The organism is Haloferax sp. s1 (genome assembly GCF_058382125.1).
The window spans coordinates 1-7,803 of the sequence record NZ_JBZRPK010000570.1 but is presented as its reverse complement, the minus strand read 5'-3'; the positions used below and the strand labels follow the sequence as shown (position 1 = coordinate 7,803).

General features: G+C 55.7%; 7 protein-coding genes and 1 pseudogene. 4 read left to right on the top strand and 4 right to left on the bottom strand.

Annotated features, from left to right (window positions below):
• From QT222_RS10750 to QT222_RS10740, 3 genes are all read left to right on the top strand, one after another.
• Nucleotides 1–600 (top strand): IclR family transcriptional regulator (locus QT222_RS10750; protein ID WP_491477174.1); only part of this gene is annotated, 600 nt, incomplete at its 5' end.
• 88 nt (nt 601–688) lie between these two features.
• Nucleotides 689–1,693, top strand: a complete 1,005-nt coding sequence (locus QT222_RS10745; RefSeq protein ID WP_491477173.1) for an asparaginase — start codon at nt 689–691, stop codon at nt 1,691–1,693.
• Between the two features lie 174 nt (nt 1,694–1,867).
• Complete coding sequence (locus tag QT222_RS10740) at nt 1,868–3,493, top strand: Na+/H+ antiporter NhaC family protein (RefSeq protein ID WP_491477172.1); 1,626 nt, start codon at nt 1,868–1,870, stop codon at nt 3,491–3,493.
• Between the two features lie 998 nt (nt 3,494–4,491).
• Here QT222_RS10740 and QT222_RS10735 read toward each other — a convergent pair.
• The gene (locus QT222_RS10735) at nt 4,492–5,418 is read right to left on the bottom strand and encodes a transcription initiation factor IIB (RefSeq protein ID WP_491477171.1); all 927 of its coding nucleotides are present in this window, start codon (nt 5,416–5,418) and stop codon (nt 4,492–4,494) included.
• 379 nt (nt 5,419–5,797) lie between these two features.
• On the opposite strand from QT222_RS10735, the gene QT222_RS10730 reads away from it, so the two are divergent.
• On the top strand, nt 5,798–5,983 hold the full coding sequence (locus QT222_RS10730; protein ID WP_049969016.1) for a hypothetical protein: 186 nt from the start codon (nt 5,798–5,800) through the stop codon (nt 5,981–5,983).
• 33 nt (nt 5,984–6,016) lie between these two features.
• On the opposite strand, the gene QT222_RS10725 is transcribed toward QT222_RS10730, so the two are convergent.
• From QT222_RS10725 to QT222_RS10715, 3 genes and pseudogenes are all read right to left on the bottom strand, one after another.
• A complete protein-coding gene (locus QT222_RS10725) occupies nt 6,017–6,424 on the bottom strand; it encodes an SWIM zinc finger family protein (RefSeq protein ID WP_491477170.1) in 408 nt (135 codons plus the stop codon).
• A 173-nt stretch (nt 6,425–6,597) separates the two neighbouring features.
• Nucleotides 6,598–7,206, bottom strand: coding sequence for an HD domain-containing protein (locus QT222_RS10720; protein ID WP_491477169.1), 609 nt, complete (start codon nt 7,204–7,206; stop codon nt 6,598–6,600).
• Between the two features lie 188 nt (nt 7,207–7,394).
• Nucleotides 7,395–7,803, bottom strand: a pseudogene (locus QT222_RS10715) (DUF955 domain-containing protein); the annotation flags it as partial.

Below are 7,803 nucleotides of genomic sequence, written 5' to 3'. Positions count from 1 at the left end.
GTCTCACACGGGGGCGAGTACGAACTTGGCGGGCGGTGGTATCACCTTGGAATGTACGTGCGGAACCGAAGCAAAGTGTACGAACTCGCCGGCAAGTACGTCACTGACCTCTCGGAGCGCTCGAACGAGGAATCTGATTTCGGTGTCGAGGAAAACGGCCGAATCGTCACATTCTACAACTCGGTTGGAAACTCCGCGTCGCCGAGCTCCCGCCTCAATAACTACGAATACATGCATGCGACTGCCATCGGCAAAGCAATTCTCGCTCGACTCCCCGAGTCACGAGTTGACTCGATTATCGACCGATGGGGACTTCCCGAACTCACAGAGCAAACGATTACCTCCCGAGCGGCGCTCGACGAGGAACTCGCACGAGTACGAGAGCAAGGATACGCAATCAACGACCAAGAGTCGATACCGGGAAAACGCGTTACTGGTGTTGTCGCCGAAGATCCGTCGGGTGGAATCATTGGCGGGTTCACGATTTCCGGCCCGGAGTATCGGACTGAAGACGCCGACCTGCACCGAACGTTCCCGGACATTCTCCGACGAGTCGTTTCGAACTTCGAGCACGAACTCGAATCCCAGGGGCTGGTTTAGGCTGCGAGGAGATACGAATGGTTCCAGCCGTCAAGCAGGTTTTTACTGAATCATAATTCATATCACGATGTCTCCGGAAGTGAGAGCTATGCCGTCTGTAGGAGTCATCGCCACCGGTGGAACGATAGCGAGTACTGCGACCGAGAATGGAGCAGTGCCGACGGAGTCCGTCAAAGGGCTCATCCAGTCGTACCCGTTTGCCGTCGATGAAATCGATATTCAAGTAGAGCAGGTCGCACAAGAACCCAGTTCGGAGCTGACGATTAGTGACCTCGTTGCTCTCCAAAAGCGCGTTCGAACCGTCGCTCACGAGGTTGAGGGTATCGTCATCCTTCACGGAACGGATACGATCGAAGAAACCGCGTATTTCCTCGATGTCGTCTTAGACGTAGATATCCCGGTCGTGCTCACGGGGTCTCAACGGACGCACGACCAGATTAGCCCCGATGGCCCAGCGAACGTGAAAGGGAGTCTTCAAACAGTCGCGCATGGTCACGTCAGCGACGGCGTGTTCGTATTTTTCAACGACCAACTACACGCAGCGAGAGCCGTCAGTAAAGCCCATAGCAGCAATCTCGCCGCGTACACGTCCGGCGATTATGGACTCGTCGCCGAGCGTACGCCTGACGGTCTCTGGTTTTATCGCCAGCCGCAGAGCCTCTCGAAGACGATTCCAGTGACCGAGATAACGGCGACGGTGGAACTGGTGACTGTCTCCACGGACACTAGTGGCGAGCAGATTTCGAATGCGGTCGACCGAGGAGTCGACGGTATCGTGGTAAACGCACTCGGATTAGGAAACGTTCCGCAGGCGGTTGCGACTGCAATTACATCCGCAATCGAACGGGGAGTAACGGTCGTCGTCACAACCCGTTGTCGAACGGGAGCCGTGTCTCCAGTATATGGCTCTGATGGTGGGGCCAAGATACTCCAAGAGGTAGGTGCCCTCTTTGAATCGAACCTCTCAGCGCACAAGGCTCGGCTAAAGCTACTCGCTGCACTCTCAGCCGAGGAGACTGATGAAGATATCCGAGCCGTATTCGATCCCCACCGATACGACGGTCACGGATACGTGGACACCGAGGTTTTGTAGCCCGTACCTCGGCGTTCACGCAAACGAGATACTCAGTTCACGTTCAACGGCCGGTTCTCACTTCGTGTAGATTATCTAGGGCGTTACGGAGCAAGATGTGACGACCTTTTCGTCGTGAAAGACAATGATGAACCGAAACCTATTTATTGGATACTATGAGAACTATTCTCTGTCATGCCCGGAGAAGCATACGGCTTGATAAGCTTACTTCCAGCGTTAGTTGCGATTGGACTCACACTAGCGTCACGACAGGTCCTGCTGTCGCTGTTTGCAGGCATCTGGCTCGGCGCAACGATTCTCGTCGGATACAATCCTGTTTCGGGGAGTGCTCGTGCGTTGGAGTTCGTGGTATCGAACGTCACCGCGACGTGGAACATGAAATTACTGTTGTTCACCCTCCTTGTGGGTGCGATGCTTGGAATGATATTCCTCTCAGGAGGCATGTCCGCACTAGCAACCCGCATTGCCAAGCGGATTCAGACCCGCAAACAGGCCGAGTTGGGAACGTCGATACTCGGGATGTTGATCTTCGTCGACTCCTATGCGAGCACGATGATTACTGGCTCGGTGATGCGTCCTATCACTGACGAGTTCGACGTCTCACGGGAGAAACTCGCCTACATTCTTGATTCTACGACGTCGCCGACCGCGTCTATCGCCGTGGTATCGACGTGGCTAGGGTTTGAGGTCGGCCTGATTAAACAGCAGTTCACCGAACTCGGGATTCAGGCGGATCCATTCGTGATGTTCTTGCAATCGATTCCGTTCCGATTTTACAGCCTGTTGGCAATCGCGCTCGTGTTCGTTGTCATCATCACTGATTGGGATTTCGGACCGATGCAGGCTGCTGAGCAGCGTGCGGAGCGTACTGGAAAAGTCCTCCGCGATGGGGCCGACCCACTCATCGAAACGCAAGAAGACGACATTATCACGCCTGACTCCGTCTCCCCGCGATGGTGGTACTTCGCCGCACCGATCGTCTCCCTCGTGGTTGTGACAGCAATAAGCCTCCTGTATACCGGTGGTCTGACCGTCAGTGGCTTCTTTGGCCCGCTCACAAACGGGAATCTCGATGGGAGTGTCACCGCGCTTGTGGATTCGATTTCGAACGCGTCCACAGCGAACGCCATTCTATGGGCAGCGTTCTCAGGCGTCGTAACCATCTTCGCCATCCTCGTTGGCCACGCACGCGTCGGCCTCGAACCGATTTCCGATGCGATCTTCGAGGGATTCAAGATGGTGATGTTCCCTGTCGCCGTCCTGTCGCTCGCATGGTCAATTGGTGCAGTCTCCCAGTCGATGGGCGTTGGCCCGTACATTGTAAGCGTCGCAGACGGAATTATCACTCCCGCAATGCTTCCGGCGATCGTCTTCATCGTCTCGGTAGTAATCTCGTTTTCCATTGGCACATCATGGGGGACGATGGGTATCCTGTTCCCGGTCGCGATTCCGCTCGCACACACGCTCGGTGCACCATTGCCATCCGCAATCGGCGCGATTCTGACCGGGGCACTCTTCGGTGACCATTGCTCGCCGATCTCGGATACGACCGTCCTTTCGTCAATGTTCGCAGCGAGTGACCACGTGGATCACGTCAACACCCAGATCCCGTATGCAATCTTAGCTGGGGCGATCGCTACTGGGCTCTTCCTCGCGAGTGGCTACGGTGTACCCGCTGTCCCCGCACTGGCCGTTGGGTTTGTCGCACTCGTTTCCGGGGCTTACGTCTTGTCCGAACACGTTCGTATCGGGCGATTCACGGTGTATGACTCTGATGCAGACTTCGGTGCTGATGATTAATTAAGCATGTAGCTGAGGAGCGTACGAACGATACAGACAGCTCGTCTCCCGTGCATCAGGAGGGGTCACAACGGCTCGTGTGTTGGACACCCCTCTGTTCTGGGGACGAAATGTCTGTCTCCTTGATCAATGTCGCTCTATTTGGGCCCCGAATTCGTAGGTACCTGACGCAACATTTTTAAGTACCCATGTAGCTGCCGTTGAATATTGGGGTCGCATAGAGATGTGAGATCCGATCAAGTTCCTTATTCGATCATACGCATTAATGTCTGTCTGGGCACAATTAGAACTCGGTACTGTCTAGTTAGTTATCCCTCCAATATGGGTTCGTCCATCAAGGTCTGATTCGATTGTTGGCGTTATAGTATTGTATAAATTGTATAATATACTTGTACGCGACTCTCTGCTTTCGTACCACCGAATTATACACGTGGCCGACTTGCACGTTGGCAGTGTGAAACTACTTTTCGATGGGGTTCGCTTGACGTAGTCAAACCAATCCAACCTTAACCAAAAGAATTAATTTTGTTGTGGCAATTAATAGGAATTACAGCGTTACAAAAATTGTGTTTCTCCGAGAGTAGATAGAAGAACACAGTAGCCAAATTAGTCAGATATCGCCCAAATACTTCAATATCATGAATCAACCTTGCCTCGATTTTTATTGTATTCCATAACCAAGACTACTCGATTGAGTTTGACCGTGATTCTATCAACTAGACCTGCCTCGGCGTTGTTTCCGGCAGAATGCAACCGCCATTTGACATCTACCAAACATATGAGACATCTTTTGTGAGAGTGTTTTGCACCGAGCAAGCGAAGAGTTTCTTTTGCCCCTAAGAACCAACTCTGGGAGCGACACATCATCAATACCTTGGAGAATGAGTTGACGCACCACCCACCGTTTCCAGAGAACACTCGGATAGTCAGCCGAGGATTTCAAGCGACTCGGTTTTTCTCGTACAGGTGAGCGTAATCTTCGACCTCTGGGCTGACCTTCACCCATCTGCATCACACAACGTCTGGTAATGCGTCCGAATCGTTTTGACTGAGGTATCACTCACGGCCGCAACACGCGCCTGCGTGAGCGGCCAGTCCCGCTCAGCTGCAGCCGTATACACACACGCCGCAGCGACTGCATGCGGATTCGCGCCCCGATGGGCCCACTCGTCGTTTGACGCCTCGGCTAACGACCGTGCTCGTCGCCGAATCTGGTCCGTCACATCAAGCGCATCCGCCACTCGCGGAACGAACTCGACTGGTGTGACGGGCTTCGCAGGCAGCTCCAATTCTGTATTGAGTGCATTGTACGCCGACCGGACGCGCGATTCAGCCACCCGTGCGAGTGGGACAAGTTCAGCGAGCGTTCGCGAGAGTCCTGCACATCGACAGGCGGCGTGGACGCTCGCAGCCGCGACTGCTTCCATCGACCGCCCCGGCAACAGATCTGCCTGCTGAGCAGACCGGAAGCACCGACAGGCTTGGTCACGCAGGCTATCGGGAAGATCGAGTGCGCCGGCAAGCCGCCGGACTTCATCCAACCCGTGAGCCAACCGTCGCTCACGACTCGATTGATACCGACTCCGACTGTGCTGGGTACGGAGTCGGGAGAGTTGCTGTCGGCGCTCGCCCGGGATCGGTGTCCCGTTCGCGTCGACGTGCCGGCCGATTTCGGTCGCGAGGCCGTGGTCGTGTCGCGTCGGCGTTCGCGGCATCCCGACTCGCTTGCGCTCCTTGCGCTCGAACGACCGCCACTCGGGACCGCGGTCGATGCCGTGGCCGTCGATGATGAGCCCACACGACTGGCACCGCCGTTCACCAGCGTCCGTAATGACCTGTCCACCACACTCTGGACAGGAGGCGTTCCCACAGGATTTCCCGCACGATTCGTCGAACTGTCGCTCGTAGACATCTCGTGTCGCCATCTCGAACACCGCGCGACGCATCTCGCTGCGCCCCGCACCCGTCAGGGGCCGAAAAACGCCGTTACTGTCTCGAACAATTTTGATCCGGCTGGTGGTCACTAACTGACTGAACCACAAGGCCAAACATGATGGCAGGTCGATTAGCGTTGCAGGCTCGTCGTGTCACACAAGACGCGCCCTGTTCTGCAACGGGTGCGGAATCGCGTACCAACCCATCCGCACCCACCCCTTGATAACTCCCTGTGGGCACCGCGCCCACCACGTTTGGTGCACTCGACAGTCGTATCAGTAGATCTCTGCGGGCCACGATCCGCGGACATCGTGAGTAGGAATTCTCACCAGGCGAACAGTTAACTGAACCAATAGATAACTATCTTGTATGAGTAGCTCACCATGGACTGCGAACTTTGCGACTGAAAAAAGCGAATGTGCAGCCGACGTCCAACGCCTCCTCAACAAGTATCCACAGCCGGTCGTCTACGAAGTCATGAGTGAACTTCTCCGCCGAGAGATGCGCGAGCAGTTTGCTGGTGCGTACGCTGCGTCCCAGCAGTCTGACGACTGATGGGTGATTGGTGACGTACGAAACCCCACACGATTATTCAGATAGGTTGCGCCGCCCAGCGTCGATGCAGTTCCAACAGGGAAGAGCTTCAGACAACTGTTCACACTCGCAGGGCAGGTATGTTGTGTCGTCATCGTCGCGTGATGTCGAACCACCATCTGCGACGATACGCATCTGCACGGCGAGTTCGAGTACTTGTGGACGAATCGCGACTGCAACCCGATGTTTACACGGGCCGTCACCGCTCGCATCAGCGGGACACGAACACGAATCGGGCACGCCATCGCGAATTCGAACCCGGTACTCGTGAGCAGTCGGGTCAGCATAGCTCTCGTTGCGAACACGGACATCGCCCTCTAGGAGTTCGAATGCAAACGCCTCGTACTGCGCCCGCTTGAGGACGCGCGTAGGTGGATCGAACTCTGGTAGTACAGGAGTCATGGTAGCCAGCGCGCAATGCGCGCACCCCTTCGGGCGCATGAAAAACTACGCTGTCGAACGGAGTGACAGGTGACACAGAATCAGGTTGGATTCTTTGTGCTGTCCTGTCTTGATTGTCCTGCAGTCAATACAGGTGCGACACCGACTAGGGGAGTTGCGACTGAAAGACGTATTCAGAGTTGGCAGGGTCGCCCTAGTTCTTGTTCGTACTGCGATTTAATTTGCTCGAACAGGTCTTGGCCGAGTTCTGTCCGGAAGCGAGGCGCGGCGGTAGCAAAGAACTCGTCCAAGTTCTCGAACTCGGCAAAGTGGTCGTTCGTCTCGGCCTCGTCGTACCGACCTTGGCGCTCGTACTTGAGCGCCTGGAGACAATTATCGATTAGATCCATGTCCTTGACGAACTGTGCTGTCGGGGTGTCACGGGCTTCGTACTCTTCCCAGAGAGACAGCAGTTCGGTGTCGAAGGGTCCGACGAGATCGGTTACTGCGCTCCGTTCAGCTGCTTCCTTTTCGGACGTGGGGATGGTCTGGCGTCCGTCTTCCGCGCGGGTTGCGATATCGCCCGTTCGAGCTTCGCCGAGGTCGTGAATGAGTGCCATCGTCACTGCTTTCTGACGGTCAACGTCTTCCTGCTCGGCATAGAGCAGACAAAGCGACGCTGTCCCCCACGTGTGGGCCGCGACCGATTCAGGCGAGTCGATATTCCGAAGCACCCATCCCGTCCGAAGTTCGTCCTTCAACTCGAACCATTCGAGCAAGGAGTCGAGTTCGTTGGTCATCATATCGTGGAGAAGGGAAGTGGCCAGTTCAACTCATCGAGACTATTCCACGGGGGCGCCGACATTCAATCAATAAATCCGCAGGAGCAGTGTGCCGAGCAATTCACCGCTGGACCTGCGAAAACATCACCCTGTGAAAAGTTCAATACACCCCCTGTTACAGACAAACTACGAACCACAGATAAGAGATCTCAGACCGCGTCGAGTGTCGACAGAATCTCTTCGGCCGTCCCACTAATCCGACCCAGTCGCTCTTGCAGCACGTCCGTCTCGTCGCCCTGCCACGCCGCGAGATAGAACGCCGACCCACTCGTATCCAAGCCAAGATATCGACCGACAACGTATGCGACGGCCTCCGCTTCGACCTCACGTTTCGCCCGCTCGGTCGCGTCGGTGATGTCGAAGTGCAGAGTCGCGTGGGCGTACTCGTGGATGATCGTCGACGCGAGGTCGGCACGGTTCGGCCGATTCTTCACTTCCACGGGTGGGGTGAGGTCTTGGACGCTCCGCGACTGGCAGACGCCCTTTGCCTCCCCATGTCGCCACTCGTCGGGATCGACGATGCGGATGGTCACGCCGAGGTCCGACGCGATGTGAGTG

Excerpts from the sequence above, each read along its gene's own strand:
- QT222_RS10740 (WP_491477172.1), top strand. The coding sequence starts at position 1,868 with ATGCCCGGAGAAGCATACGGCTTGATAAGCTTACTTCCAGCGTTAGTT.
- QT222_RS10725 (WP_491477170.1), bottom strand. The coding sequence starts at position 6,424 with ATGACTCCTGTACTACCAGAGTTCGATCCACCTACGCGCGTCCTCAAG.
- QT222_RS10730 (WP_049969016.1), top strand. The coding sequence starts at position 5,798 with ATGAGTAGCTCACCATGGACTGCGAACTTTGCGACTGAAAAAAGCGAA.
- QT222_RS10720 (WP_491477169.1), bottom strand. The coding sequence starts at position 7,206 with ATGATGACCAACGAACTCGACTCCTTGCTCGAATGGTTCGAGTTGAAG.
- QT222_RS10745 (WP_491477173.1), top strand. The coding sequence starts at position 689 with ATGCCGTCTGTAGGAGTCATCGCCACCGGTGGAACGATAGCGAGTACT.
- QT222_RS10735 (WP_491477171.1), bottom strand. The coding sequence starts at position 5,418 with ATGGCGACACGAGATGTCTACGAGCGACAGTTCGACGAATCGTGCGGG.